This is a genomic window from Enterobacter genomosp. S, from assembly GCF_001631805.1.
GTDB classification, from domain to species: Bacteria; Pseudomonadota; Gammaproteobacteria; order Enterobacterales; family Enterobacteriaceae; genus Enterobacter; species Enterobacter quasihormaechei.
Genome location: NZ_LVVA01000018.1, coordinates 275,253 through 300,136, shown reverse-complemented (window position 1 = coordinate 300,136; position 24,884 = coordinate 275,253). Strand labels below are relative to the sequence as shown.

The window sequence follows — 24,884 nt, the reverse complement described above, 5'->3', positions numbered from 1 at the left end:
CTAACACATTAATTATCATTATCATTTATCAATATGAAGATGATATGAAAGTGTAATAAAAATGTGGCGATTTAGTTAGTATCGAAACGCTGTTTTTAGAGACTTTCCGGTTGCGGAACCCGAACGCCCGCAAGGCGATATGCATCTTAACCCGCGATGTTTTTGAGTGAGGACGGAGACGGGTAAAACAGGCTACACTCTGGTTTTGAGCGCGACAAGCTGAGGACATAACAATGCACTACACACTGAAAAGCAGTGACGATAAAGAAAAAGCGGAAGGAACGACCGGCGCGGGCGCTCTACAGCAAAAACTGCTGGAATCCCGTTCGATTGTCATCTCCGGTGAGATTAACCAGGAGCTGGCCCAGAAGGTCATCACCCAGCTGATCCTGCTGCAAAGCGTCAGCAACGATCCGATCAAGCTGTACATCAACAGCCAGGGCGGCCACGTGGAAGCGGGCGACACTATCCACGACTTCATTAAGTTCATCCGTCCGGAAGTGCACGTGATCGGCACCGGCTGGGTGGCGAGCGCCGGGATCACCATCTTCCTGGCGGCGAAAAAAGAGCACCGCTACTCGCTGCCGAATACTCGCTTTATGATCCACCAGCCGCTGGGCGGCGTGCGCGGTCAGGCGACGGATATCGAGATTGAAGCGCGCGAGATCATTCGCATGCTGGAACGCGTGAACAAGCTGATTGCTGACGCCACCGGCCAGCCGCTGGAGAAAGTGAAGAAAGACACTGACCGTAACTTCTGGATGTCGCCGGCGGAAGCGCTGGACTACGGGATTGTGGGCAAGCTGATTACCCATTATGACGAGCTGAACCTGGATTAAGTTTTAGCCCGCGCGTGCGTCGGGTGACGGCTTCGCCATACCCGACCTACGCGCGCTCGTTTGACCCATGACAAGTTCCCCCCCAGCCGTCTCCCCTATAATCGCGCCTGTTTACCCTCTCACTGGTGCTAACCATGGCGTATCAACTGAACCTGAACTGGCCGGAATTTCTTGAAAAATACTGGCAAAAACAACCCGTTGTGCTGAAAAATGCCTTCCCAAATTTTGTCGATCCGATTACCCCGGACGAGCTGGCGGGTCTGGCGATGGAGCCAGAAGTCGATAGCCGCCTGGTAAGCCATGCCAACGGCAAGTGGCAGGCGAGCAATGGTCCGTTTGAGCATTTCGATAACCTCGGTGAAACCGGCTGGTCCCTGCTGGCGCAGGCGGTGAACCACTGGCATATGCCCGCCGCCGAACTGGTGCGTCCGTTCCGCGTGCTGCCGGACTGGCGTCTTGATGACCTGATGATCTCCTTCTCCGTTCCGGGGGGCGGCGTGGGGCCGCATATCGATCAGTACGATGTGTTTATCATCCAGGGGATGGGCAGCCGTCGCTGGCGCGTGGGTGACAAGCTGCCGATGCGTCAGTTCTGCCCGCATCCGGCGCTGCTGCATGTCGATCCGTTTGAGCCAATCATCGACGAAGATCTTGAGCCGGGCGATATCCTCTATATTCCGCCTGGATTCCCGCATGACGGCTTCACCCATGAAACCGCGCTCAACTACTCCGTCGGCTTCCGCGGGCCGAACGGCCGCGATCTGATCAGCAGCTTTGCCGACTACGCACTGGAAAACGATCTGGGCGGCGAGCACTACAGCGATCCGGATCTGACCTGCCGCGAACACCCGGGCCGCGTCGAGCAGTACGAGCTCGAGCGTATCCGCCAGATGATGATCGACATGATTAGCAAGCCGGACGAATTCACGAAATGGTTTGGCAGCTTCGTCTCCACGCCGCGTCACGAGCTGGATATTGCCGCCGCCGAGCCGCCGTATTCGGCAGACGAGGTGCTCGACGCGCTGCAAGGCGGCGAAACGCTCTCCCGCCTGAGTGGGCTGCGCGTGCTGAACGTCAACGGCAGCGTCTTTATCAACAGTGAACAGCTGGAAACGGCGGATATGAACGGGGCAGACTCGCTGTGCCGCTATACCGAGCTCGGCCAGGCCGAGCTGGGCGATGCGCTGAATAACCCGGCATTTGTAAACGAGCTGACCGGATTGATTAACCAGGGCTACTGGTTCTTCGACGAGTAACAGTAAGCGGCGTTTAGCCAGCCTAAACGCCGCTACGTTCAAACCAGCATGTTACACGCTTTCCAGTAGTTCAAAAGCCGCTCGTCGTCGCGCTCTTTCTCCGCTTTGATTTTCATCGCCTGGGCCAGATTCTCTCGCGATACCTCATGGCCTTTTTGCACGATGTCTAAGACCGCTTCACCAAGAGCCAGCGAAATTTCTGCCCGATTATTGTTGCGAATCGTCATAAATACCTCCTCGTTGGTTGCGATAATTTAATTATGAACGGGAAATAATCAGCCGGTAATAATTCATCTCATTCTTATTTTTTTCAATTTGGCGTTAAATAGACATTATATTCCATTCTGTCAATGATGTTTCAAAATGCTAATAAGCCTTTGAAGCCTGAATTTATGCGCTACAGTTAATTTCGTGCAACAGGCAAATAACCGAAACAGGAGAATGATTATGGTAGATAAAAGCGCAATTAAGGATCACACTCAGGTTGTCGCCAGCTGCGGAACGCACGTCGGGGTTGTGGACCATTTAGACGGTGAGCGTATCAAGCTTGCGAAGAGCGACCCGGAATCGGGCGGCAAGCACCACTTTATTCCTCTCGGCTGGGTCGATAAGGTCGAAGATAATAAAGTTGTCCTGACCAAAAACCATAAAGAGGTTTTTGCTGAGTGGCAGGAAGTATAAAATATATTTCTCGTTAAGAAATATACGCCTTCGCTCCGGCTTTGTCCGGAGCGTAATAGTATCTGCGCCCGGTGATTGCTGACATGGCAAAGGGATGGTACTGTTTTGCCTGACCTTTCCCCGACGCAGGCCCCGAATTATGCTCCAGAGTGAAAATAGATCAGCGAAACGCCTATTTTTTGTTGAGGATTTTCAGATATTCGGCGAGCGCTACGGCATCGACTACCGTTTCCCGCTGTTAAAAGGGGATCAGATCAGCGGCAGCCCGGTGTTGCAGGGGAATGTGGAAGAGATGACGCTCTCGTCCGGCATTTCGCTGACCCACTCCGACGTGCATGTATTACAACCCTACGAAACCACATCCCGCCACAGCAGCCCGCTCTATATGCTGGTAGTGCTGGAAGGGTGCGTTACGATCGCGCTCAATGGCATCGACTATCACGTTCGTCCCGGCATGGCGTTCAGCGCCCGTCTGAGTGAGGAACAGGTGATGAGCGCGCGTCACGACGCCGACAGCTCGCTGAAAACGCTCTCGTTTGGCGTGTACCCGCATGAAGCCGGGCGTGAAGCCCTGCTTGAGTCGCTGCTGCTGGAATGGCAAAACCTGAATACACCCACGTTTGTCTGGCACGTTCCCGAGTTTGTTATGTCAGGCATTCAGCATGCGCAGCAGCAGAGGGGAAGCGTGCTCGCGCGTAAGCTATTGCTGGAGGGGCTGATGTACCAGCTGCTCGGCCACGGCCTGAACCAGCGCCAGCAGCCCTGCCCGAGCCGCCCTGAGCATGCGCGCCTGGAACGTGTGCGGAGCATGCTGGAACAGTCTCCTGAACGGGATCATACTCTCGCGCAGCTGGCAGCCCTGGCTGCCATGAGCCCAAGCAGCCTGCGCAGTAAGTTCCGTCAGCGCTACGGCTGCACCCTCTTCGATTATCTTCGCGACTGTCGCCTTGCGCTGGCGCGCCGCTATCTGCTGGAAGGCCACAGCGTGCAGCAGGCGGCCTGGATGTGCGGGTATCAGCATGCCACTAACTTCGCCACCGCGTTTCGTCGTCATTACGGGATTTCACCGGGCGACGTGCGCAAACTCCGCTAACGTAATTTTGCCCATCGCGCGAACGCATCCCGTGCGGTTTAGCATCGCGCATACGTAACCTGGCGGCGCGCATAGCCGTTTGCATCCTCAAAAAGGTAATAATTCTTATTAACAATAAGAAATATCTCTGGAGAGGGTTATGTTTGCTAAATCGCGTCTGGCACTGCTGGTGGGATGGGTTACCGGTAGCGTCGCTTTTCCTTTACTGGCGCAGGATGCGCAAAAAACTGACACCGTGGTGGTGACCTCGCAGATGCAGTCTGCGGCCACCAAGCTTGAAACGCCGGATATTGAGACTCCGCAGTCGGTCTCTATCGTCACGCGCGAGCAGTTCGAAGAGCAGGGCGCAACCAGCGTGCGCCAGGCCGTGAGCTACACGCCGGGGGTCTACAGCAACCAGATTGGGGCGTCTAACCGCTTTGACTACATGGTGCTGCGCGGCTTCTCTGACGGCAGCCTGGACAACGTCTACCTGGATGGCCTGAAGATGATGGGGGACACCAATTCCCACAGCTCGCTGGTGGTTGATCCGTGGTTCCTGGACAGTATCGAAGTCGTGCGCGGTCCGGCCTCCGTGCTCTATGGCCGTTCATCGCCGGGCGGGATTGTGGCGCTTACCTCCCGTAAGCCGTCGTTCGATCCGGGCGGGGAGATCAAGCTCTTCGCCGGGAACAATAGCCAGCGTGGGGCGATGTTCGACGTCACCGGCCCGGTTGATGATAACGACCGCGTGGCGGTGCGCCTCAGCGGGATGACCCGCTATGCCGATTCCCAGTTCGATCCGCTGAAGGAAGAGCGTTACGCGCTGATGCCGAGCCTGACCTGGCGTATCACCGATAACACCCGTCTGGATCTGATGGCCTACCTGCACCGCGATCCGGAAGGCGGCAGCCACTCCGGCCTGCCGTATGAGGGCACGGTTGTGCCGCACAGCGGGAAGAAAATCTCCAACACGTTCTTTGAAGGTGAAGACGATTACGACAAGTACGATCGTCGGGAAAACATGGTCGGCTATAACCTTGAGCACCTGTTTGACAGCGGCTGGTCCGTGCGCCAGAAGCTGCGCTACCTGCACACCAAAGTGGAGCTGAACCAGGTGTATGCCGCAGGCTGGCTGAATGACACCGAGCTGAACCGCGGCTATTCCGGCTCCGACGAGAAGATGAACGCCATCACCCTGGATAACCAGGTCGACGGCAGCTTCGACACCGGGGCGGTGAACCACCGCGTGCTGATCGGCATGGACTACCAGGACCGCACCAACAACGTGACCGGCTACTATGGCGGCTTCCCGCCGATTGACGCCTTCCACCCGGTTTACGGTGCGAAGCCGGACTACATCACCCAGTACAGCAGGGAAAAGCATAAGCTTCGCCAGACCGGTTACTACCTACAGGATCAGATGTCCGTTGACCGCTGGCGCCTGACGCTCGGCGGGCGTTACGACCAGGTGAGCGTGTCGAACGTCGACAACTTCAACCACACCCGCAGCGATCTGGATAAAAACAACTTCAGCAGCCGCGCGGCGCTGCTGTATCTGTTTGATAACGGCGTTGCGCCGTACGTCAGCTACTCCACCGCCTTTACGCCGACCAGCTTTGCCGACGAGCAGGGCAATATCCTGGATCCGATGAAGGGCAAGCAGTGGGAAGCGGGCGTGAAGTATGAGCCAGAAGGGATGAACAGCCAGTTCAGCGCCTCGGTGTTCCGCATCAACCAGAAGAACATTGCTACCAAAGAGGAGCCGACCGATCCGTACCGTTCCATCGGTGAAATCGAATCCGAAGGCGTTGAGCTGGAGGCGATTGGTCAGCTGACAGACAGCCTGCGCATGCAGGCGGCGTATACCTACACGGATATTCGCTATAAGAAGAGCAGCCCGGAAGAGGAGGGCAAGCGCGCCGTCTATGCCCCGCGTAACATGGCCAGCGCCTGGCTGAGCTACGACGTCAAAACCGGCCCGCTGGACGGCCTGACCGTCGGCTCCGGCGTGCGCTATGTCAACGGGATCGCCAGCGATCGCCAGAACACCCATACGCTTCCGTCGTACACGCTGGTGGACATGGTCGTGGGGTATGACCTGTCGAAAGTGGGGCTCACGGGCGTGAGCGCGCAGCTGAACGTCAATAACCTGACGGACAAAAGCTACGTTGCGGCGTGTAACTCGCTCTCTTACTGCTATTTCGGTGCAGAACGCAGCATTGTGGGCAGCGTTTCGTGGAAGTTCTGAGTCGTTGATTTTGCCGGGTGGCGGCTTCGCCTTACCCGGCCTACTCTATTCCGTAGCGCCACCGGCGCTAAAAAACGTACTACTCCTCCATCGCAATCACAATCGCCTCGCCCATCTTCTTCAACGCCTCGCGATGCTTATCCGTCGGCGGCAGCGCCACGTTGATCCGCAGGCAGTTGCGGTACTTCCCTGATGCGGAAAACAGCGACCCGGCCGCCGCCTGGATCTTCAGGCGGCACAGCTGCTTGCTCACACACACCATATCCACCGTCTCCGGCAGCTCAACCCACAGCAGGAAGCTTCCCTGCGGGCGCGTGACGCAAATCTCCGCCGGAAAATACTGCCGCACCCAGCAGGTGTAGGTTTCCATATTGTGCTGATAAATCTGGCGCATCCGCCGCACGTGGCGATGGTAATGCCCGTCGCGAATAAACGCCGCCACCGCCATCTGCGTGCCCGGCACGTTAAACCCGCCCGCGGCGTACTTCATGTGCATTACCCGGTCGTAATAGCGGCCCGGGACAATCCAGCCGACGCGCAGCCCGGGCGCCACGGTCTTGGTAAATGAGCTGCACAAGATCACGCGGCCATCAATGTCCAACGAGTGAATGGTGCGCGGGCGCGGGTATTCCGCTGCCAGCTCGCCGTAGATATCATCCTCCACAATGACGATATCGTGCCGCTGGGCGAGCGCCAGCACCTGCCTCTTGCGCGCTTCCGGCATGATAAACCCGAGCGGGTTGTTGCAGTTGGGCACCAGGATCACCGCCTTGATCGGCCACTGCTCCAGCGCCAGCTCTAACGCCTCAATGCTGATCCCGGTCTCGGGATCGGTAGGGATTTCAATCGCCTTGATATCAAACCCGCGCAGCATCTGCATGGTACCGTGAAACGACGGGGACTCGACCGCCACGATGTCCCCCGGTTTGCACACGGAGAGCAGGGCAATGGACAGCGCACCGTGGCAGCCGTTGGTAATAACAATTTCGTTTGCCGCGACTGTAGAGCCGCCGTCCAGCATCAGGCGGGCGATCTGTTCGCGTAGCTCAAGGCGGCCGTCGAGCACGTCATAGCTCAGCATCTCGCTCGGGTTATGCTGCGCAAGGCGGCTCATCTCGCGCCACAGGGGCTTCAGGCTTGGCTGATTTACGTCCGGCGAGCCGCCGCCAAACGAAATCATCTCTTTGTCGGCGCGGGCATCCAGCAGCATCATCACCTCATCCCACTGGGTGACGTCAACCGGGCGCTGCACCGGGCGCGTCATCGCCGGGACGGGCGGCTGGGCTTTGCGTTTCGAGACGAAATAGCCGGAGCGCGGCTGAGGCGTGATCAGCTGAAGATTTTCGAGGATCTGGTAGGCCTGCTGTATGGTGCTGATGCTCACGCCGTGCTCCTGGCTCAGGGCGCGTGCCGACGGTAACCGCTCGCCGCTGCGATACAGCCCTTGTTCAATGCGTTCTGCCAGAAGGTTGGCGAGATGTTGATAGCGCGTCATGCTGTATCCTTTATTTTCACCATACAGATTATTAAACCAGTACAGATTGCCGCAAAAAACGGCATGCAGATACCGTTTTAGCGGATCTGTATGTTAAACAAAAGTTGTTTTTGCATCTGTATTGCGCAGGCCGATTTCCAGGATGATAACCCCACTGGCACAGTGAGGAGAGCATCATGGAATTCTACGAGAACCGTTCAAAACGTCCGTTCGTCGTATTTGTCTGGATCGGCAAAACGATCCGCAACTGGTATCGCATCAACCGGACCCGCCGCATCCTGAGCCAGATGAGCGACGAGCAGCTCAGGGACGTAGGGTTATCGCGATATGATGTATAACGCGGATCGTATGCCGGGTAAGGCGTAGCCGCCACCCGGCCATGTTCAGCTCAACAGTTCAAGCGTCTGCCGCTTCGGCCTTTTCAGTAAATCCACCGCCTCCTGGTACGTCCGCACGTTGTTATAGCCCATCACCAGCCCGTAGCGTTTACCCGAGCCGCGATACCACGCCGAGAGGGCATTTACCTGGAGCTGGTGTTCCTGCCAGCAGCGGGCGATCTCCCGGTCCGCGCTTCCCTTTGCGAGGAACGCGACAATATGCATCCCGCCGTCGTTTTGTTCGGTGAAGAACAGGTCACCATAGACCTCACGCAGGGCGGCTATCATCCAGTCGCGGCGGGTCTGATAGAGGGCGCGCATCTTCTTGAGGTGGCGAAAAAAATGTCCCTCGTTGAGAAACGCGGTGAGGATCTTTTGCGTCAGCACCGGCTGGCCGCTGGTGAGGATGTCCGCGCAGTCGGTAAACGCGTCGACAGTGCTGGCGGGCATCACCACGTAGCCCATGCGCAGCGACGGCATGATGGTTTTACTGAAGGTGCCCATAAAGATCACCCGGTCGTGCTGGTCGAGGCTTTTCAGCGACGGCAGCACCTTGCGGGTGTAGTGAAACTCTCCGTCGTAATCGTCTTCGACGATCCACGCCTCGTTCTGGCTGGCCCAGTCGAGCAGCTGCTGCTTGCGCGGCAGGGAGAGCGTTACCGCCAGCGGGCTCTGGTGCGACGGGGTGACAATGGCGAAGCGGGCATCGGGGTGATTGCGCAGCAGGTAGTCCGTATCCATCCCTGCGCGATCGACCGGCACCGTGTGCAGGCGGGGCACAATCCGCTTGAGCAGTTGCTGGCCCATAAAATAGCCCGGATCCTCAAACACCACCTTGTCGCTGCGGCTGGCGAGCGTGTCGAGGATCAGGCGCAGGCTGCCGCTGTAGCCGCTGGTAATCAGCACCTGTTCCGCGGTGCAGGATAACCCGCGCGAGATATTCAGGTAGCGGGCAATCGCCTCGCGCAGCGGATACCAGCCCAGCACCGGCGGATTGAGCATTTCATCCTGACGCATGGCGCGCGTCGCCTGGCCCGCCAGCAGCAGCCATTTTTTGTAGGGGAAGCTGTCGAGCGCAGGAATGCCAGGACGCAAAAAACCGGCCCGTTCGCGCTGGCTAATCAACGACGGTGGCAGCGTGCAGGTCGCTTGTTCTGCGGGGGCGTTTTGCGCGGGCAGCAGAAGATCCGGGTTAACCCGCGTCCCGCACGCGCCCTGGCTTACCAGATACCCTTCCCCCGTCAGAATGGCATAGGCCGTTTCAACGGTTTTTCGCGCGACCTTCAGCTCTTCCGCCAGCACGCGGATGGCAGGCACCTTGTCGCCGGGCTTCAGCACGCCGCGCGTGATGTTATCGCGGTAGCGGGTATAAATCTCGTGATAGCCCGGCTTCATGTCCTACCTCATTTCATGTTTTTTGTGTCTTTTTACTATGTCATTAACGGCGTAGATTTGCCTCATCGCATGACAAAAACGGCAAAAAAAGAGGAAAGACAATGAGCACTCGCGTAAACCACCACAAAGCCACACCTGCACTCGCCAACGCGCTTTCCGCCCTGAGCATGGAAGTGGCGAAAACCTCCATTGACCCGGCGCTGAAGCACCTGATCGACATCCGCGTGTCGCAGCTGAACGGCTGTACCTTCTGCCTGGATATGCATTCGAAAGAGGCCAAAATTGCCGGCGAGCGCGAGCTGCGCCTGTACCATCTGGCGGCGTGGCGCGAATCCCCGCTGTTCAGCGCCCGCGAGAAAGCCGCGCTGGCCTTCACCGAAGCGCTGACCCAGATTGGCGTTCACGGTGTAAGCGACGCGCTGTACCGCAGCGTGGCGGAGCACTTCTCGGACGTGGAGATTTCAGAGCTGAACTTCGCCATTGTCGCGATCAACGCATGGAACCGCCTGGGCATTACTTCCCGCATGGAGCCGGGCTCGCTGGATGCGGCATATGGGCTGAATAAGGCTAACCTGGAATAATCCTGATAACGTTGCGCTTACCGGGCCTGCAAAACACCGTAGGCCGGATAAGCGCAGCGCCATCCGGCAAACACTTCGCTCCTTACCGAAGCATCCACATCATTAGTCCTGCATTCTCTCCATAACATCACAACGGAGAGACCTTCATGATTGCAGTCCTTTTCGAAGCCAAAGCCGCGCCGGCGCATCAGGCGCGCTATTTGCAGCTCGCGGCCGAACTTAAACCCCTGCTGGCGGATGTTGACGGCTTTATCGATATCGAACGGTTCCAGAGCCTGACGACCGACGGCAAAATTCTTTCCCTTTCCTGGTGGCGGGATGAAGAGGCCGTCCGCCGCTGGAAGCAGAACGTTTTCCATCAGGCGGCACAGGCCGAAGGCCGGGAGTCGATTTTCTCTTTCTACCGTATTCGCGTGGCGCAGCTGGTGCGGGAGTACAGTTCCGAAACCGGAGGACACGCTTATGTATGACGTTCATGTGGTTTTCAACGACGGGCCCGGCGAGCTGGGTGAAATTGCGGCGGCGCTGGCAGCGCGCGGCGTGTCTATCCTTACTCAGTACAGCGACCATGCGAATCACCTTATTCTGCTGACGGATGATGATAAGCTGGCCGCAGAGATCACCGAGTCCTGGGCTACACATGTTAAAAACGAGCCAACCTCCTGAGAACAGCGCGGTGCTGGAACAGGCCATTGCGGCGGTGGCGGCGGCAATGGCCGATCCGTCGCGCGTGAAAATGCTCTGTGCGTTGATGGACGGGCGGGCGTGGACCGCGACCGAACTGAGCACCGCGGCGGACGTTGCGCCGTCGACCGCCAGCGGGCATCTCGCCCGGCTTGTAGACGGTCAACTGATTACCTGTCTGTCTCAGGGGCGGCATCGCTACTATCGCCTGGCGGGGCACGACGTGGCGGAGCTGGTTGAACAGATGATGGGGCTTTCCTGGCGCCGCATTGCGCCGCCGGAAACCACCGCGCCGAAGGCCATGCGGGAGGCGCGGACCTGCTACGACCATCTGGCGGGTGCGGTGGCGGTAAAGATCTACGATTTCATGCAGGTGGAAGGCTGGCTGGAGGCAGACGGTTCAGCGCTCACGCCGTATGGTCGGGAGCAGTTTCTGGCGCTCGGCGTTTCGTTAAACGCTCACCCGCGCCGCAAAGCCTGCTGCGCCTGCCTGGACTGGAGCGAGCGGCGGTTTCATCTCGGAGGCGAAGCCGGCGCGGCGCTGCTTATTTATCTGGAAAGCAAAGGGTGGATCCAGCGGGTGGCAGGGTACAGGGAGGTGGTGGTAACGGTGTCGGGGAAACGTGCCGTTCAGAGACTTTTTAGCCGCTAAGCTCCGCTGCGGGCTGATGCCCTCACCCCGGCCCTTTCCCACAGGGAGAGGGAGAATTTCATTTTCGCAATTCCTGCGCTTTAACTTCTCGTTTCTTGATACTTACCCTGATAACTATTATCGTAATGGCGTATTACGAGAGGATTTCCCATGCGTGAAGAAGATCTGTTTAGCCGCAGGCCGATGGGCATGCGGATGGCGATGGTCGTGCGTCAGTGGCGCGCCGTCATCGACGACGCCATTCTCGACACCGGGTTAACTCAGTCGAGCTGGACGGTGATGATGCAGCTTCATCAGCTCGGGGATAACGTCTCGGTCAGCGAGCTGGCGGAAGTGCAGGGTATCGAACTGCCCCCGCTGATGCGCACGCTGACGCAGCTGGAAAAGCAGGGTTATCTGCTGCGCACCGTCTCGCCATACGACAAGCGTATCCGGCTGCTGACGCTGACGCCCGAGGGCAAAGCCATCCTTGCAAGGCTCACTCAGGTGATCGAGACGTTTCAGGCGCGCGTATCGCAAAACATCGCGCCGGAACATATCGACATTTTCAGCGCCACGCTCAATCAAATCGCCTGCAATTTGCGGACAATCCGCGAAGAAGATAATAAGACCGAAAAATAATGACTCCTGAACAAAAGTTTGCCCGCTGGGTAAGGGTGAGTATTGCCTCTTTCCTGCTGATGTTTGTCTACTTTATCGTCGCGGATATCTGGATCCCGCTGACGCCGGACTCCACCGTAATGCGCGTGGTGACCCCGATGTCCGCGCGCGTCTCCGGCTATGTGGCGGCAGTACATGTCCACAATAACAGCCAGGTTAAGAAAGGCGATCTGCTGTTTGAGCTCGATCCCACGCCGTTTCGCAATAAGGTCGAAGCGGCGCAAATCGCGCTGGAGCAGGCGCGTCTGTCTAACGCTCAGCTGGATGCGCAGATTGCCGCGGCGCAGGCCAGCCTGAAAACCGCCGTGCTGACGGCGCGTAACGACAAGGTGACCTTCGACCGCTACCAGAAACTGAGCACCTTGCAGAACGTGTCGCAGGCGGATCTGGATAAAGTCCGCACCACCTGGCAGAGCAGCGAGCAGTCCGTCAGCTCGATTCAGGCGAATATTCATAACCTGCGCATTCAGCGCGGCGAGCGGGACGAGCACCGTAACGTGACGCTGCAAAAATACCGTAACGCGCTGGATGACGCGGAGCTGAATCTTGGCTGGACGAAGGTCTACGCCGAAGCGGACGGTACGGTCAGTAATTTGCAACTAAGCCCCGGTTTTTACGCCGCGTCCGGTTCTGCCGCGCTGGCGCTGGTGAACACCCAGACCGATATCGTGGCGGATTTCCGCGAGAAGAGCCTGCGTCATACCCACCAGGGGACCGACGCCGCCGTGGTGTTTGACGCCTTCCCGGGGCAGGTCTTCCGCGCCCACGTGACCAGCAGCGACGCGGGGATCCTCGCAGGCCAGGAGGCAGTGAACGGCCAACTTTCTGAACCGGAAACGTCCAACCGCTGGGTGCGTGATGCCCAACGCATGCGCATTCACGTGGCGCTGGATGAAGCCTTACCGAAGCCGCTGCCGACCGGCGCGCGCGCCACCGTGCAGCTCTATAATAGCGAAGGGCCGTTTGCGCGATTCTTCTCCGGGATGCAAATCCATCTGGTGAGCCTGCTTCACTATGTCTATTAGCACCCTGGCGCGGGTCTTTACCCCGCACGGCAACATTGTCTACACGGCAAACGACTTTCGCCAGACCCTGCGCATCGTCTTCGCCGGGATGATTGCGCTGAGCATTTCGAGCTTCTACAACACCAGCTACGGCGTGTTCTTCGTGGTCTACCCGATCATGCTCCTCTCGCTGGTGCCGGTATTTAACCGTCACGTGGCGAAGCAGTTTATCTTCAGCGCGTCGCTGAACTGCGTCGAAATGGTGATTATCATCGGCTATTTGTCGCAATGGCCAGTCATTATGACGCTGGTGGTGTTCGCCCTGTACGTGATGCGTTTTCGCTTTATGAGCAAGGGGCCGCTGTTCCTGTTCGGTTCAATGGGCGTGGTATGCCAGAGCGTGATGCTCAACTTTATGAGCTACCCCACCACTAACTGGCACACGCTTTTGTTCTCTAACATCGAAGCGAGCGTGATGGCGGTGTGTCTGAGCGCGCTGATGAATTACCTGCTGCCGGACGTTGAGCCGCGTAAGCCGCCGCCGCTGATCGAGAAAGACGATGCCCGCGTGCGCCACGAGTCGCTGCTCTCCGGCACCGTGGCGACGCTAATTTTCGTGGTTTTCCAGATAAGCGATCTCAGCGATTCCCTTTCAGCGCTGATGGCGGGCATTCTGATCCTGTTCCCGATGCACTATCGCGGCTCGGTGATCAGCTCTATCTGGCGCGTGGTCGGCGTGGTGCTGGGGTGTCTCTATATCCTCGTCGTTCAGCTTATTCTGTACGATCACAGCAGCCATATGCTGCTGATGATGCCGCTGATCGGCCTTGGGCTGGCGTTTGGGGCACGTCTGCACGTGATGGAGAAGGTCGGCGCCGGGGTAGGCTTCGCCAGTATTACCACCATCGGCATCATGTTCGGACAGAACATGCACCCGGACAGCGACCTGGTGTTCAGCGATCTGTACCGCATCACCTCCGTCACCTTCGCGCTGGTGGTCACCCTGACGATGGTCTTTCTGGTGCACCTGATCCTGAACCGCTTCGAGGCGACGCGCTACGTTATCGCGCCGCCAAAAGCGGATTAGTGCGCTAGCACGGCGGGCAGTTGCGAGAGTAAAAACAGGATCAGACCAATCGTCCCGCCTACCAGGGTGCCGTTTACGCGGATAAACTGTAGGTCTTTGCCTATGTTAAGCTCGATCTGGCGTGACATATCTTTGGCGTCCCAGCTTTTCACCGTGTCGCTGATATGGCGCGTCAGGAACGCCGCAAAATCCGGCGCGACACGGTGCGCCGCCTGTTCCAGATGCTCGTTCAGCGACGCGCGCAGGCTGGCATCATTCGACAGCGTCTCACCAAACCACAGCCCGGCGTTGGCAATGCGCTGTTTCACGCGCGAGTCCTCGCTTTGCATATCAGTCTTTAACCACTGGCGAAGGTCGGCCCACATTTCACCCAGATAACGGTTAAACGCTTCATCATTCTTCAGATAGTGCTTGATGTTGTCGGCTTTGGCCGCCATCTCCGGGTCGTTTTTCAGGTTGTCGATAAACTTCAGCGTGGCGCGATCAAATGCCCGGCGGATCTGGTGCGTACGGTCGTGGCTGATATCGTCCAGCAGCGTGTTGACCGCGTTCGACACCATCTCTGCGCTCTGATCGCCCAGCCACTCGGTGGGCAGCACCATCGCCTTGCGGGGATGCTCGGTTTTGAGCCAGTGGACGATCTGGTCAGAGATAAACTCCCGCGTGCTTTCCCGCTGAATCAGCGTTATCAGGCGGTTGATGATGGCGTCCAGCAGCACCTGATGGCGGTTGTTTTTAGTCATGCTTTCCAGCATCACGGCGCTGGTTTCGGTGAAATCGACCTTGTCGATAGCCTTATGCACCGCGCGTTTGAGCAGGCGCTGAATGCGCCCGTCGTCGGTCAGCTCAAGAAAACCGCTCATCACCTGCATCAGATGCAGCCCGACGCGCTGGGCGTTGTCGGGCTTGCTGAACCAGGCGCCAATCATCTGCGCCGGCTCGTAGCGGCGAATTAACGCGACCAGAGACTGGGTATCCAGAAACTTCTCCTGCACGAACTGGCCGAGATTGTCGCCAATCCGGTCCTTATTGCGCGGGATGATTGCCGTATGGCGTGAAATGAACGGAATGGGCACCCTGCGAAACAGCGCGACGACGGCAAACCAGTCAGCCAGCGCGCCGACCATCGCCGCCTCGGCAATGGCCTTCACGCCGCGTACCCAGAAGGTTTGCGGCAGGAACAGGGTGGTGATAAAGGTCGCAGCGGCAATCAGCAGCAGCGACAGCGCCAGAAGCTTGGCGCGTTTGAGTTCAGCTATTTTTTCCATGGGTTAAGGATAGAGTGAGACGGGGGGAATGTGCAAAAACCGCCACAGCACCCACCCGCCAAACCCCATCAGCACCACGCCCGCCGTGCGCTCAATCCACCACAGCGAACGGCTAAGCTTCTGTTGCACCGCCGATAGCCCCATCATCGACACCAGCGCCAGATCCCACGCCAGCACCACCATCACCATCCAGACGCCGCAGGTCGCCTGCTGAAGCAGCGTGACGTCCGGCCCGAGTAACGCCGTCATCAGCGCCAGGTAGAACAGCGCATTTTTCGGATTTAACAGCGCCGACCCCAGCCCCAGCAGGATCTGCTTCATCAGAGAAGGACACCGCTGTCGGGTTTCTGCAAGCGCCAGCGCCTGCGGTTGGCTGCGCACCAGATGCGAGCCGATCCACAGCAGATACAGCGCCCCGCAAAGCGCTATCAGCGTAAACAGCCAGGCAAACTGGCGCAGTGCGCTCCAGCCGATAATTACCAGTAAGATATACAGCCCGTTACCCGCGGCGATACCGAAGCACAACCCGGCGCTGCCGCGCAGTCGGTAGCGCGCGGCGTAGCCCACCAGCAGGAAGAAGTCCGGGCCCGGGCTTAACAGGGCGACAAAATGCGCCAGCGCCAGGGCGAGAAAAGCGGAAGGGAAGAACAGTTCCATAGCAACCTCGGTTAACAATCTGAGGTCAGCCTACGGTGATGCAAACGCTATTTATTGTCAGATATTGATCGGCCTGTCGCATACTGACGCGGCGTGGCCGCGGTATAGCTGACAAAGGTCTTATGAAAATGGCTCTGGTCGGCAAACCCGCTCTGGTAGCCGACGTCGGCAATGTCGTCTCCGGCACGTAGCCGCGCTTTGGCGAACTCCACGCGGGAGACGTTGAGAAAGCTGACCGGCGTCAGGCCGGTGTCCTGCCGGAAGGTGCGGATCAGCGTCTCCTTGCGCAGCGAGAATCGTTGGGCAAGGTCGTCAAGCGAAGGTGGTGCGGCCAGGTCGGCAAGAAATGCCTGCTGAAGGTGCTGACTGGTTGAGCGAAGCGCATCTGCGTTTTCCACACAGCGGGGAAGGGCTGAAAGCAGCGTGTCCACGGAGGCAGGCGACATCGCCTCAACGATATCAAGGTAGCGCTTAAAGAGCGCAGGGTCGCGAATCACCTGGAGCGCCAGAGGAAGAGCGGTGTCGTTATAGAGCATATGGTAGCTGCGCGGTTGCCCATTGACGGGGTTGCAGCTGTGCGGCGCGTAAGCCGGGATGACAATGAGGTCCCCGGGGTTGAGGATGTATTCTCTGTCATGACACACGCAGCAGGTCTGACCTTCCACAATCGCGCCGATGGAGAGCTGCGGATGACAATGACGCTTATAGGCCTGCGTGCTCTGCCACGTACTGCGCAGCTCTAGACCTGCGGCGCGATGAAAGGTCTGGCGGATGTGGCGGGTATCAGTCATAAGAGCTCCAGTGATGAGCTTTTTTTATACCATGTATGCGCCTGCCCTGGCAGCGCCTTACTAAGAACCTTCCGTATATACCCAACTTTACCTTCATAGCCAGTCACATTGACTACCCTTAATACCCTAAGCGGTAAAACAAGGAGATTCGATATGGCTTACCAGACAGTAAATCCTGCCACCAACCAGCTCATCAAAGAATACCCCTCACATACCGACGCGGATATTGAAGCGGCGCTGAAGGCGGCCGATGCGCTCTATCATTCGGACTGGGCGAAAGGCGACATCAGCCAGCGCCTGCCGGTGCTGCATAAGCTTGCCGACCTGATCGACGAGCGCACCGAGGAGCTGGCGAAAATTGCCAGTCAGGAGATGGGTAAGCTCATCGAACAAAGCCGCGGTGAAGTGAAGCTGTGCGCGCAAATCGCCCGCTATTATGCGGACAATGCGAAGCAGTTCCTGGCCCCGGTGAAGTATCCGTCTGAATTCGGGGAAGCGTGGGTGGAACATCACCCCATCGGCGTGCTGATGGCCGTAGAGCCGTGGAACTTCCCGTACTATCAGCTGATGCGCGTTCTGGCGCCAAACCTGGCGGCGGGTAACCCGGTGATCGCCAAGCACGCCAGCATCGTGCCGCACTGTGCCGAGACCTTTGCCCATCTGGTACGTGAAGCTGGCGCGCCGGAAGGGGCGTGGACCAACCTGTTTATCTCGTCCGATCAGGTAGCGAACATCATCGCCGACGATCGCGTACAGGGGGCGGCGCTGACCGGTTCTGAAAAAGCGGGTAGCGTGGTTGCGGCGCAGGCAGCGAAGCACATCAAAAAATCGACCCTTGAACTGGGCGGAAACGACGTGTTCGTGGTGCTGGACGATGCAGACCTGGAGAAGGCCGTGAAGATCGGCGTTAACGCGCGGCTTAATAACGCCGGGCAGGTCTGTACCGCGGCGAAGCGCTTTATCCTGCACGAGAGCATCGCAGACGCGTTCCTCGAGAAATTCACCGAGGCGTTTAAGCAGGTGAAGATCGGCGATCCGCTGGACGAAAGCACCACGCTGGGGCCGCTGTCATCGAAAGATGCGCTTGAAACGTTGACCAAACAGGTTAACGAGGCGGTCAAAAACGGCGCCACGCTGCACTATGGCGGCAAGCCGGTGCAGCGCGACGGGAGCTTCTTTGAGCCGACGATCCTGACGAACATCTCGCGCGACAACCCGGCGTACTTCGAAGAGTTCTTCGGCCCGGTGGCGCAGATGTACGTGGTAAAAAACGACGACGAGGCGGTCGCGCTGGCTAACGACTCACACTACGGTCTGGGCGGCGCGGTGTTCAGCCAGGATATCGAGCGCGCGAAGAAGATGGCGTCGCGTATCGAAACGGGGATGGTGTACATCAACTGGCTCACCGATACCGCGCCGGAGCTGCCGTTCGGCGGCGTGAAGCGCTCCGGTTACGGACGCGAGCTGTCGGACCTGGGGATCAAAGAGTTTGTGAACCAGAAGCTGGTGGTGGTGCGTAAGTGACGTAGTAATAAAAAACCTGCCGAAGGGCAGGTTTTTTTATCTATCAGGTGGCTTAGAAGCTCACGCCACCGCCAACATATGCGCCGTCAATCAGCGTGTGGTTTGGACGACCGTCTTTGCCATCAACGCTCACGTGGCGGTAGCCCACTTTCAGCGTAACCGGTTTGACCGGGGTCCAGCTTACGCCGCCGTTAGCTTCAACGTAGTTCTTCACGCTGTTGTTCAGGCCGTCTGGGGCAACGTAGCCTTCACCGAATACCCTGATGCTGTCGGTCAGGGCAACGTTCACACCACCGCCGACCGGGAACGCCACGCCGTTATCGCCTTTCTTCGGGCCAACGTAGAGGGCCTTAGCGCCTGCGTTCAGCATCACCGGGCCGACCTCGAAGTTGTAGCCTGCACCCACGCCACCGGTCGTGGTGCCGTCGTCGGTATTTTTCAGCCAGTTACCTTCGGTGTACAGACCAGAGGTAGATTTGCCCATTTCCACATTCAGGTTGGTAAAGTTTTTACCCTGCTCAATGCTGCCGCCCATTGCCAGTGCGGAGCCCGATACGGCGGTGAGTGCAGAAAGGATGAGAACGTTAAGCTTTTTCATGAGTGTTTCCTCGTCATCAAATTAATCTGAGGGCACCTTAACAAGGGATGTTTACGACTGCAAATGTGATGGGTATCGCAATTATATGCTGATTTTGTTGGGTTTTTTAACCTTAAATGTTGATGAGATGTTTGTAAGGCAAATCGTCAATCCCCAATCCATTCGCGTTTAGGGAAAGTTTATATTGTTGGCTAAACGTTTAATGAACGAGGTGAAGAAAGCCGTTTGAGGTGAATTAATTAAGTTTCTAATAATTTCCAAAAATATTTCAGCTGTCACAGATAAAGACAGAGGTTTACATTTCTGGTGACTGCTATACGTATTTCTTTGCCGATCCGCTGCCTTTACATGTCATTTTTCTGACACGTTTCTTCATTACGTTGTTGGCTTCACTTACTGGATGCTAACAATATGAAAAGAAAAATCATTCCTGTGCTAATCGGTTGTGCGCTCTCTTTCTCTGCCCTGGCGGGACAGCCAACCGCGGAGCGCTACGTCGTCAGCTTCCCCGAAGGCTCGCATGTCAAATACAGCGGTGCGTTTGCCAGCGCGTTTCCGAACGGGCTTCCTGTGGGGGTGGGTTCTGGTTTGCTGTTCACCGGCAAGCAGGGCGATACCCTGACCTTCGTGACCGTGACCGATCGCGGTCCAAACGCCGACGCGCCAAAGAAAGGCAAAAACGAAGCCAAAATTTTTGTTACGCCGGATTTCGCTCCGCTGCTGATGTCCATCCGCGTCCAGAACGGCAAAGCGGAGGCCGTGGATGCCCGCCCGCTGCATGATGATAAAGGCGAAATTAACGGCCTGCCGCTGGAAAGCGGCGTGATTGGCTCGACCAATGAAGTGGCGTTCAGCGACACCTTAAACGTGCTCAAAGGCGATAACCGCGGTCTGGATACGGAAGGCATCACGCCGGACGGGAAGGGCGGTTACTGGCTGTGCGATGAGTATGGTCCGTTCCTGATCAATATCGACAGCAAAGGGAAAATCCTCGCGATCCACGGCCCGCAGGCGGCGGAAGGGGAGAAATCCATTGCGGGCGGTCTGCCAAACATCATCAAATGGCGCCAGGCGAACCGTGGCTTTGAGGGCCTGACCCGAATGCCGGACGGGCGTATTATCGCCGCCGTGCAAAGCACGCTGGATATCGACGGTAAGAGCAAAAAGCAGGCGCTGTTTACGCGTCTGGTTAGCTTCGATCCGGCGACCGGGAAAACCGCGATGTACGGTTACCCCGTTGACAGCGCGGCCTACAGCAAAAACAGCGACGCTAAAATCGGCGATATCGTGGCGCTGGATAACCACACTATCCTGCTGATTGAACAGGGTGAGGATAAAAACGACGCGATGCGTAACCTCATCTACAAGGTGGATCTGAGCAAAGCGAGCGACCTGACCGCCTTCGACAAGCCGGGCGAGTACCCGGAGTTTGATGATGAGAAAACCCTGGCGCAGCGCGGCATTACCCTTGCTGCAAAAACGCAGGTCGTCGATCTGCGTGCTCTGGGCTGGCAGCAGGAAAAGGCCGAAGGGCTGGCGCTGATCGACGGCAAACGACTTGCGGTGGCGAACGATAACGACTTTGGCGTGAAGGTCGCGATGCAGAACCCGGTCGAGGGCAAGAAGCTGAAGGATTATCGGGTAAACGCGGAAGGCAAGCTGACGCTGGATGATAAACCGGTGGAGACTACGCTCAGCGTGACGCCGCTGAAGAAGCCGGAATCTGACAGCGAGCTGTGGATTGTGACGCTGCCGGAGGCGTTGAAATAGTACCTGGGTTTACCCCTCTCCCCAAAGGGGAGAGGGGATTGTTCGGTGCGGTTATTTCTTCAGCCCCGCAAACGCCGCCCGAATCTCCTCTTCCGGCAGCTGTATTCCAATAAACACCATCACGCTGTGCGGCGCTTCATCGCCCCATGGGCGATCCCAGTCGGCGCTGTACAGGCGCTGTACGCCCTGAAACAGCAGGCGGTTCGGTTCGCCGTCGATCCAAAGCATCCCTTTGTAACGCAGCAGCTTGTCGGCAAACGACAGCAGCAGGTTCTCCATCACGCGGGAGGCTTCGCTGATGTCCACCGGGTAGTCCAGCTCCACCACAATCGACGCCACGTCGTTTTGCCTGTCTCCCATAAAGTGGAAGCGCGGTTTCGTGGTGACGTTCTCTTCCAGCATAAAGCCGTTGGTATTGAACAGCTGTGACAGGTTGATATCGCCGTGCGTTACCGTGTAAATCGGCGCGCGCGAGTTAATGCGCGTCAGGCGCTCGCGGAGTTTTTCGCTGTCGCCTGCCACGTCGGTTTTGGTCAGCAGAATGCGGTCGGCGTAGCCCACCTGGGACTGGGCAATGGTGAACTGGTTCATCTGCTCGTCGGCGTGGACCGTGTCTACCAGGGCAATCACCCCGTCCAGCAGGTAGCGCTGGCAAAGAATATCGTGCGAGAAAAAGGTCTGAATAATCGGGCCGGGGTCGGCCATGCCGGTGCACTCGATCACCAGGCGGTCGAAGTCGATGTCACCGCGATCGCGGCTGTCGAGCAGGTCCAGCAGGGCGTCTTCCAGCTCGTTAGATCGGGTGCAGCAGATGCAGCCGTTGGTCAGGGTTTTGATTTGCGTGGCGCGGTCTCCGATTAATTGATCGTCAACGGAGACTTCGCCAAATTCGTTTTCGATGACGGCGATTTTGAAGCCGTGCTGCTCGTTCAGGATGTGGCGCAGCAGGGTGGTTTTACCGGCGCCGAGGAAACCGGTCAGCAGGGTAACGGCAATCGGGGTCATGGTCTCTCCTTTAGCAGCAGCGGACGCCGCCTTCTCCACTTCCGCCATAGCGCGCTTCCTGACGCTCGCGGAAGAATTCGGTGTAGGTCATGTACGGCTTATCCGGATGGTTAGTCTTCATATGCTCAACGTAGTTGTCATAGTCCGGAATGCCAATCAGCATCTTCGCCGCCTGACCGAGGTATTTTTTTGCTTCGCCTAAGTTACCAAACATAATGCATCCTGATAAGAAAAAGCCCGGCGGCGCGCAGCGATCCGGGCCTACAGTGACAGGCTTAATTAATGGTGGGAAGAGGTCTTCACGCCGCCTTCCGGCACCGGCACGTACGGGGTCTCTTTATCCGTACGGCCTTCGGCGTTGCGCACTTTCATCCAGGTTTTGATGCCGTAGAAGATAATGCTGTACACCACCACCAGGAACAGAATGCTCAGACCCGCGTTGGTGTAGTTGTTCACCACGATATGGTTCATGTTGGCAATCTGCTGCGCGGTCAGATCCGCGCCGCCTGCGGCAATCTTCTCTTTGTACTGGTTAGCCATGAAGAAGAAGCCTTCCAGCTGCGGGTTGGTGCTGAACAGCTTCAGACCCAGCGCCCAGGTGGTGCAGAGCAGCAGCCACAGCGCAGGAACCACGGTCACCCAGATGTATTCGGTGCGTTTCATCTTCACGAGAACAACGGTGCCCAGCACCAGAGCTACGGCTGCGAGCATCTGGTTAGAGATGCCGAACAGCGGCCACAGGCTTTTCACGCCGCCCAGCGGGTCTACAACGCCCTGATACAGCAGGTAACCCCACAGGCCTACGCAGCCCGCCGTACCCAGAACACCCGCCACCAGAGAGTCGGTTTTCTTCAGGAACGGCACGAAGTTGCCCAGCAGATCCTGCAACATAAAGCGGCCTGCACGGGTACCGGCGTCCAGCGCGGTCAGGATGAACAGCGCTTCGAACAGAATACCGAAGTGGTACCAGAAGCCCATGTCCGCCCACGGCAGCACTTTGTGGAACACGTGTGCGATACCTACTGCCAGCGTCGGCGCGCCACCGGCACGGTTCAGTACGGACGGTTCGCCGATGTCTTTCGCGGTCTGCATGATCTGCTCAGGCGAGATCACAAAGCCCCAGGAGCTGACGGTTGCCGCCGCGTGTGCGCTGGCCTCTTTCAGCTGGGCCATGATCAGCGCGGTATTTTCGCCGCCCATCTCATGCAGGTTTGGCATGGTGATGCCGAGACCCGCCGGTGGCGTGTTCATCGCGAAGTACAGGCCTGGCTCGATAATCGACGCCGCTACCAGCGCCATGATCGCCACGAAGGACTCCATCAGCATCGCGCCGTAACCGATAAAGCGCGCGTCGGTTTCGTTGGCCATCAGCTTCGGCGTGGTGCCGGAAGCGATCAGCGCATGGAAGCCTGAAACGGCGCCGCAGGCGATGGTGATAAACAGGAACGGGAACAGGGCGCCTTTCCACAGCGGACCGGTACCGTCAATGTACTGGGTCACCGCCGGCATTTTCAGCTCCGGGTTGATGATCACAATCCCGATCGCCAGCCCGACGATCACGCCGATTTTCAGGAAGGTTGCCAGGTAGTCACGCGGAGCCAGAATCAGCCATACCGGCAGCAGGGCGGAAACGAACGCGTAACCGATCAGCGCGAAGGTGATGGTGGTGTCCTTGAAGGTCAGCGCCGGGCCCCAGTACGGATCGTGCGCAATCACGCCGCCGAAGTAGATCGAGGCGACCAGCAACACGATACCGATGACCGACACTTCGCCCACGCGGCCCGGGCGCAGAAAGCGCATGTAGATGCCCATGAACAGCGCAATCGGTACGGTCGAGCAGACGGTGAAGACGCCCCACGGACTTTCGGCCAGCGCTTTCACCACGATCAGCGCCAGCACCGCGAGGATGATGATCATGATCAGGAAGCAGCCGAAGAGGGCAATAGTGCCCGGCACGCGGCCCATCTCTTCTTTGATCATCTCGCCCAGCGACGAACCGTTACGGCGCGAGGAGATAAACAGCACCATAAAGTCCTGCACCGCCCCCGCCAGCACCACGCCCGCCAGCAGCCAGAGCGTACCCGGCAGGTAGCCCATCTGGGCGGCCAGCACCGGACCGACCAGCGGACCCGCGCCTGCAATGGCGGCAAAGTGGTGACCAAACAGCACGTAGCGGTTGGTTGGCACGTAGTTCAGACCGTCATTGTTAATGACCGCCGGGGTGGCGCGCGTCGGGTCGAGCTTCATGACCTTTTGCGCGATGTATAAGCTGTAGTAGCGATAAGCCACAAGGTAGACAGAAACCGACGCGACCACGATCCACAGGGCGCTGACGTGCTCGCCCCGGCGCAATGCGACAACCGCCAGACAGAAAGCACCGAGGATCCCGAGTAAGGCCCAGGGCACGTGCTTGAGTAGTTTTTTAGTATCCATAGTAAGACCTGGTTTTTTATGTAAAGAAAAAAGGGTCAGGGTTCGTTGTGAGGAGGTATTGATTAATGCTGGAGCGATCGTGCCAGATCCCCGCGCGCGTAAAGCACGGTAAATGGGTGAGTGGTTGAAAGCGATGCGTGAGCGGTCAAAAGCGGGGGCGAGTGGTTAAGGCTCACCCCCGGCGGAAAGAAATATGTGATTGAGATCACTAAGGATAATCTGGCGCTTCGGGGCGTGGCCGTTCACGCCTGTGCGGAAACGCAGCGCTTTTTGTGCAATCGGATCAAACCGTGGCTTCCATCTCCATCATCACCGGGTGGAAACGGCGTTTGAAGTAGATCAGGCCGTGCCCCTCGCTGCTGAGAATGATGTTTTTTATTTCCACGAGATAGACCAGATGGGTGCCGATAGTTTGCACCTGGGTTATCTCCCCTTCCAGACTTGCCAGCGCGCCTTTCAGCACCGGCTGCGCCAGCGGGCCTTTCTGCCAGCAGGAGAGCGCAAAGCGCTCCTCCATGGCCATGCCCGTCATCCCGGCAAAGTGGCGGGCCATGATCTCCTGCTCGTGGTTCAGCACGTTCACGCACAGTTTGCCGTTGCCCTGAAAGACCGGGTTCATGGCGCTGTTGGCGTTGATGCAGACCATGACCGAGGGGGGAGTATCCGTTACCGAACAGACCGCGGTGGCGGTAATACCGCAGCGACCGGCGTCGCCCTCGGTGGTGACCACATTGACCGCCGCCGACAGGCTGGCCATCGCGTCGCGAAAACGCAGGCGTTCTTCAGATTGCATTGAAACCTCCC

At 57.9% G+C, this 24,884-nt stretch carries 25 protein-coding genes and 1 pseudogene; 15 read left to right on the top strand and 11 right to left on the bottom strand.

Annotation, left to right across the window (positions count from 1 at the left end; translation table 11 throughout):
* Window positions 1-233 precede the first annotated feature (233 nt).
* Both A3466_RS12340 and A3466_RS12335 read left to right on the top strand, forming a co-directional pair.
* Window positions 234-839 (top strand): ATP-dependent Clp protease proteolytic subunit, encoded by a 606-nt coding sequence (locus A3466_RS12340; protein WP_063450782.1) that lies wholly within the window; start codon window positions 234-236, stop codon window positions 837-839.
* A gap of 134 nt (window positions 840-973) precedes the next feature.
* Complete coding sequence (locus tag A3466_RS12335) at window positions 974-2,095, top strand: cupin domain-containing protein (protein ID WP_063450781.1); 1,122 nt, start codon at window positions 974-976, stop codon at window positions 2,093-2,095.
* A 38-nt stretch (window positions 2,096-2,133) separates the two neighbouring features.
* On the opposite strand, the gene A3466_RS12330 is transcribed toward A3466_RS12335, so the two are convergent.
* Entirely contained in the window at window positions 2,134-2,322 is a 189-nt protein-coding gene (locus A3466_RS12330) for a hypothetical protein (protein WP_047363975.1), read from the bottom strand.
* Between the two features lie 220 nt (window positions 2,323-2,542).
* Here A3466_RS12330 and A3466_RS12325 point away from each other — a divergent pair, with 220 nt between their 5' ends.
* From A3466_RS12325 to foxA, 3 genes are all read left to right on the top strand, one after another.
* Window positions 2,543-2,776 carry a DUF2171 domain-containing protein gene (locus tag A3466_RS12325; RefSeq protein WP_063450780.1) on the top strand — a complete coding sequence of 78 codons (234 nt, stop codon included), beginning with the start codon at window positions 2,543-2,545 and terminating at the stop codon, window positions 2,774-2,776.
* A gap of 139 nt (window positions 2,777-2,915) precedes the next feature.
* The gene (locus tag A3466_RS12320; protein WP_063450779.1) at window positions 2,916-3,869 is read left to right on the top strand and encodes an AraC family transcriptional regulator; all 954 of its coding nucleotides are present in this window, start codon (window positions 2,916-2,918) and stop codon (window positions 3,867-3,869) included.
* 121 nt (window positions 3,870-3,990) lie between these two features.
* On the top strand, window positions 3,991-6,099 hold the full coding sequence (gene foxA / locus A3466_RS12315) for a ferrioxamine B receptor FoxA (protein WP_112792168.1): 2,109 nt from the start codon (window positions 3,991-3,993) through the stop codon (window positions 6,097-6,099).
* Between the two features lie 79 nt (window positions 6,100-6,178).
* Here foxA and A3466_RS12310 read toward each other — a convergent pair whose 3' ends face one another.
* Complete coding sequence (locus A3466_RS12310; RefSeq protein ID WP_063450778.1) at window positions 6,179-7,594, bottom strand: PLP-dependent aminotransferase family protein; 1,416 nt, start codon at window positions 7,592-7,594, stop codon at window positions 6,179-6,181.
* Between the two features lie 176 nt (window positions 7,595-7,770).
* Between A3466_RS12310 and A3466_RS12305 the strand changes: the two genes are divergently transcribed.
* Window positions 7,771-7,932 (top strand): DUF1127 domain-containing protein, encoded by a 162-nt coding sequence (locus tag A3466_RS12305; protein WP_063450777.1) that lies wholly within the window; start codon window positions 7,771-7,773, stop codon window positions 7,930-7,932.
* A 45-nt stretch (window positions 7,933-7,977) separates the two neighbouring features.
* Here A3466_RS12305 and A3466_RS12300 read toward each other — a convergent pair whose 3' ends face one another.
* Window positions 7,978-9,366 (bottom strand): PLP-dependent aminotransferase family protein, encoded by a 1,389-nt coding sequence (locus tag A3466_RS12300; RefSeq protein ID WP_063450776.1) that lies wholly within the window; start codon window positions 9,364-9,366, stop codon window positions 7,978-7,980.
* Between the two features lie 101 nt (window positions 9,367-9,467).
* Between A3466_RS12300 and A3466_RS12295 the strand changes: the two genes are divergently transcribed.
* The 7 genes and pseudogenes from A3466_RS12295 (at window position 9,468) to A3466_RS12265 (ending at window position 14,034) form a co-directional block, all read left to right on the top strand.
* Window positions 9,468-9,947, top strand: coding sequence for a carboxymuconolactone decarboxylase family protein (locus A3466_RS12295; RefSeq protein WP_010427243.1), 480 nt, complete (start codon window positions 9,468-9,470; stop codon window positions 9,945-9,947).
* 146 nt (window positions 9,948-10,093) lie between these two features.
* On the top strand, window positions 10,094-10,417 hold the full coding sequence (locus A3466_RS12290; protein ID WP_063450775.1) for an antibiotic biosynthesis monooxygenase family protein: 324 nt from the start codon (window positions 10,094-10,096) through the stop codon (window positions 10,415-10,417).
* Window positions 10,418-10,442: 25 nt separating this feature from the next.
* A pseudogene (locus A3466_RS12285) lies at window positions 10,443-10,613 on the top strand (amino acid-binding protein); the annotation flags it as partial.
* Window positions 10,588-11,283: an ArsR/SmtB family transcription factor gene (locus tag A3466_RS12280; RefSeq protein ID WP_063450774.1), complete on the top strand. Its 696-nt coding sequence runs from the start codon at window positions 10,588-10,590 to the stop codon at window positions 11,281-11,283. The pseudogene A3466_RS12285 and the gene A3466_RS12280, both read left to right, overlap by 26 nt.
* Before the next feature lie 150 nt (window positions 11,284-11,433).
* Window positions 11,434-11,904: a MarR family winged helix-turn-helix transcriptional regulator gene (locus A3466_RS12275; RefSeq protein WP_063450773.1), complete on the top strand. Its 471-nt coding sequence runs from the start codon at window positions 11,434-11,436 to the stop codon at window positions 11,902-11,904.
* On the top strand, window positions 11,901-12,968 hold the full coding sequence (locus A3466_RS12270) for an HlyD family secretion protein (protein ID WP_120286593.1): 1,068 nt from the start codon (window positions 11,901-11,903) through the stop codon (window positions 12,966-12,968). The genes A3466_RS12275 and A3466_RS12270 overlap by 4 nt, the downstream gene beginning before the upstream one ends.
* A complete protein-coding gene (locus A3466_RS12265; RefSeq protein ID WP_063450771.1) occupies window positions 12,958-14,034 on the top strand; it encodes a DUF2955 domain-containing protein in 1,077 nt (358 codons plus the stop codon). The genes A3466_RS12270 and A3466_RS12265 overlap by 11 nt, the downstream gene beginning before the upstream one ends.
* Here A3466_RS12265 and A3466_RS12260 read toward each other — a convergent pair.
* From A3466_RS12260 to A3466_RS12250, 3 genes are read right to left on the bottom strand one after another with little or no spacing between them, the layout of a single operon-like run.
* Entirely contained in the window at window positions 14,031-15,302 is a 1,272-nt protein-coding gene (locus A3466_RS12260) for a DUF445 domain-containing protein (protein ID WP_063450770.1), read from the bottom strand. The two genes, A3466_RS12265 and A3466_RS12260, sit on opposite strands and share 4 nt — an antisense overlap.
* 3 nt (window positions 15,303-15,305) lie before the next feature.
* Entirely contained in the window at window positions 15,306-15,959 is a 654-nt protein-coding gene (locus A3466_RS12255) for a LysE family translocator (RefSeq protein ID WP_063450769.1), read from the bottom strand.
* A 47-nt stretch (window positions 15,960-16,006) separates the two neighbouring features.
* On the bottom strand, window positions 16,007-16,750 hold the full coding sequence (locus A3466_RS12250; protein WP_063450768.1) for a helix-turn-helix transcriptional regulator: 744 nt from the start codon (window positions 16,748-16,750) through the stop codon (window positions 16,007-16,009).
* A gap of 153 nt (window positions 16,751-16,903) precedes the next feature.
* Here A3466_RS12250 and A3466_RS12245 point away from each other — a divergent pair, with 153 nt between their 5' ends.
* On the top strand, window positions 16,904-18,274 hold the full coding sequence (locus A3466_RS12245; protein WP_063450767.1) for an NAD-dependent succinate-semialdehyde dehydrogenase: 1,371 nt from the start codon (window positions 16,904-16,906) through the stop codon (window positions 18,272-18,274).
* A 52-nt stretch (window positions 18,275-18,326) separates the two neighbouring features.
* On the opposite strand, the gene A3466_RS12240 is transcribed toward A3466_RS12245, so the two are convergent.
* Window positions 18,327-18,872, bottom strand: coding sequence for a YfaZ family outer membrane protein (locus tag A3466_RS12240; RefSeq protein WP_063450766.1), 546 nt, complete (start codon window positions 18,870-18,872; stop codon window positions 18,327-18,329).
* Between the two features lie 411 nt (window positions 18,873-19,283).
* On the opposite strand from A3466_RS12240, the gene A3466_RS12235 reads away from it, so the two are divergent.
* Window positions 19,284-20,642, top strand: coding sequence for an esterase-like activity of phytase family protein (locus tag A3466_RS12235; RefSeq protein ID WP_063450765.1), 1,359 nt, complete (start codon window positions 19,284-19,286; stop codon window positions 20,640-20,642).
* A gap of 51 nt (window positions 20,643-20,693) precedes the next feature.
* Here the strand turns inward: A3466_RS12235 and yjiA are convergent, their stop codons facing one another.
* From yjiA to A3466_RS12215, 4 genes are all read right to left on the bottom strand, one after another.
* Entirely contained in the window at window positions 20,694-21,647 is a 954-nt protein-coding gene (yjiA, locus tag A3466_RS12230) for a GTPase (protein ID WP_063450764.1), read from the bottom strand.
* Between the two features lie 10 nt (window positions 21,648-21,657).
* Complete coding sequence (locus tag A3466_RS12225; RefSeq protein ID WP_003856610.1) at window positions 21,658-21,861, bottom strand: YbdD/YjiX family protein; 204 nt, start codon at window positions 21,859-21,861, stop codon at window positions 21,658-21,660.
* Window positions 21,862-21,926: 65 nt separating this feature from the next.
* On the bottom strand, window positions 21,927-24,080 hold the full coding sequence (locus tag A3466_RS12220) for a carbon starvation CstA family protein (RefSeq protein ID WP_063450763.1): 2,154 nt from the start codon (window positions 24,078-24,080) through the stop codon (window positions 21,927-21,929).
* A gap of 283 nt (window positions 24,081-24,363) precedes the next feature.
* Window positions 24,364-24,873: a 4-hydroxyphenylacetate 3-monooxygenase reductase subunit gene (locus A3466_RS12215; protein WP_063450762.1), complete on the bottom strand. Its 510-nt coding sequence runs from the start codon at window positions 24,871-24,873 to the stop codon at window positions 24,364-24,366.
* Window positions 24,874-24,884 lie beyond the last annotated feature (11 nt).

What these genes read in the sequence shown, in the direction of transcription:
- A3466_RS12320 (WP_063450779.1), top strand. Translation starts at nt 2,916, where the DNA reads ATGCTCCAGAGTGAAAATAGATCAGCGAAACGCCTATTTTTTGTTGAG.
- A3466_RS12220 (WP_063450763.1), bottom strand. Translation starts at nt 24,080, where the DNA reads ATGGATACTAAAAAACTACTCAAGCACGTGCCCTGGGCCTTACTCGGG.
- A3466_RS12235 (WP_063450765.1), top strand. Translation starts at nt 19,284, where the DNA reads ATGAAAAGAAAAATCATTCCTGTGCTAATCGGTTGTGCGCTCTCTTTC.
- A3466_RS12325 (WP_063450780.1), top strand. Translation starts at nt 2,543, where the DNA reads ATGGTAGATAAAAGCGCAATTAAGGATCACACTCAGGTTGTCGCCAGC.
- A3466_RS12300 (WP_063450776.1), bottom strand. Translation starts at nt 9,366, where the DNA reads ATGAAGCCGGGCTATCACGAGATTTATACCCGCTACCGCGATAACATC.
- A3466_RS12330 (WP_047363975.1), bottom strand. Translation starts at nt 2,322, where the DNA reads ATGACGATTCGCAACAATAATCGGGCAGAAATTTCGCTGGCTCTTGGT.
- A3466_RS12250 (WP_063450768.1), bottom strand. Translation starts at nt 16,750, where the DNA reads ATGACTGATACCCGCCACATCCGCCAGACCTTTCATCGCGCCGCAGGT.
- yjiA (WP_063450764.1), bottom strand. Translation starts at nt 21,647, where the DNA reads ATGACCCCGATTGCCGTTACCCTGCTGACCGGTTTCCTCGGCGCCGGT.
- A3466_RS12225 (WP_003856610.1), bottom strand. Translation starts at nt 21,861, where the DNA reads ATGTTTGGTAACTTAGGCGAAGCAAAAAAATACCTCGGTCAGGCGGCG.
- A3466_RS12245 (WP_063450767.1), top strand. Translation starts at nt 16,904, where the DNA reads ATGGCTTACCAGACAGTAAATCCTGCCACCAACCAGCTCATCAAAGAA.
- A3466_RS12290 (WP_063450775.1), top strand. Translation starts at nt 10,094, where the DNA reads ATGATTGCAGTCCTTTTCGAAGCCAAAGCCGCGCCGGCGCATCAGGCG.
- A3466_RS12265 (WP_063450771.1), top strand. Translation starts at nt 12,958, where the DNA reads ATGTCTATTAGCACCCTGGCGCGGGTCTTTACCCCGCACGGCAACATT.
- A3466_RS12275 (WP_063450773.1), top strand. Translation starts at nt 11,434, where the DNA reads ATGCGTGAAGAAGATCTGTTTAGCCGCAGGCCGATGGGCATGCGGATG.
- A3466_RS12295 (WP_010427243.1), top strand. Translation starts at nt 9,468, where the DNA reads ATGAGCACTCGCGTAAACCACCACAAAGCCACACCTGCACTCGCCAAC.
- A3466_RS12255 (WP_063450769.1), bottom strand. Translation starts at nt 15,959, where the DNA reads ATGGAACTGTTCTTCCCTTCCGCTTTTCTCGCCCTGGCGCTGGCGCAT.
- A3466_RS12310 (WP_063450778.1), bottom strand. Translation starts at nt 7,594, where the DNA reads ATGACGCGCTATCAACATCTCGCCAACCTTCTGGCAGAACGCATTGAA.
- A3466_RS12215 (WP_063450762.1), bottom strand. Translation starts at nt 24,873, where the DNA reads ATGCAATCTGAAGAACGCCTGCGTTTTCGCGACGCGATGGCCAGCCTG.
- A3466_RS12240 (WP_063450766.1), bottom strand. Translation starts at nt 18,872, where the DNA reads ATGAAAAAGCTTAACGTTCTCATCCTTTCTGCACTCACCGCCGTATCG.
- A3466_RS12280 (WP_063450774.1), top strand. Translation starts at nt 10,588, where the DNA reads ATGTTAAAAACGAGCCAACCTCCTGAGAACAGCGCGGTGCTGGAACAG.
- A3466_RS12305 (WP_063450777.1), top strand. Translation starts at nt 7,771, where the DNA reads ATGGAATTCTACGAGAACCGTTCAAAACGTCCGTTCGTCGTATTTGTC.
- A3466_RS12335 (WP_063450781.1), top strand. Translation starts at nt 974, where the DNA reads ATGGCGTATCAACTGAACCTGAACTGGCCGGAATTTCTTGAAAAATAC.
- A3466_RS12340 (WP_063450782.1), top strand. Translation starts at nt 234, where the DNA reads ATGCACTACACACTGAAAAGCAGTGACGATAAAGAAAAAGCGGAAGGA.
- A3466_RS12260 (WP_063450770.1), bottom strand. Translation starts at nt 15,302, where the DNA reads ATGGAAAAAATAGCTGAACTCAAACGCGCCAAGCTTCTGGCGCTGTCG.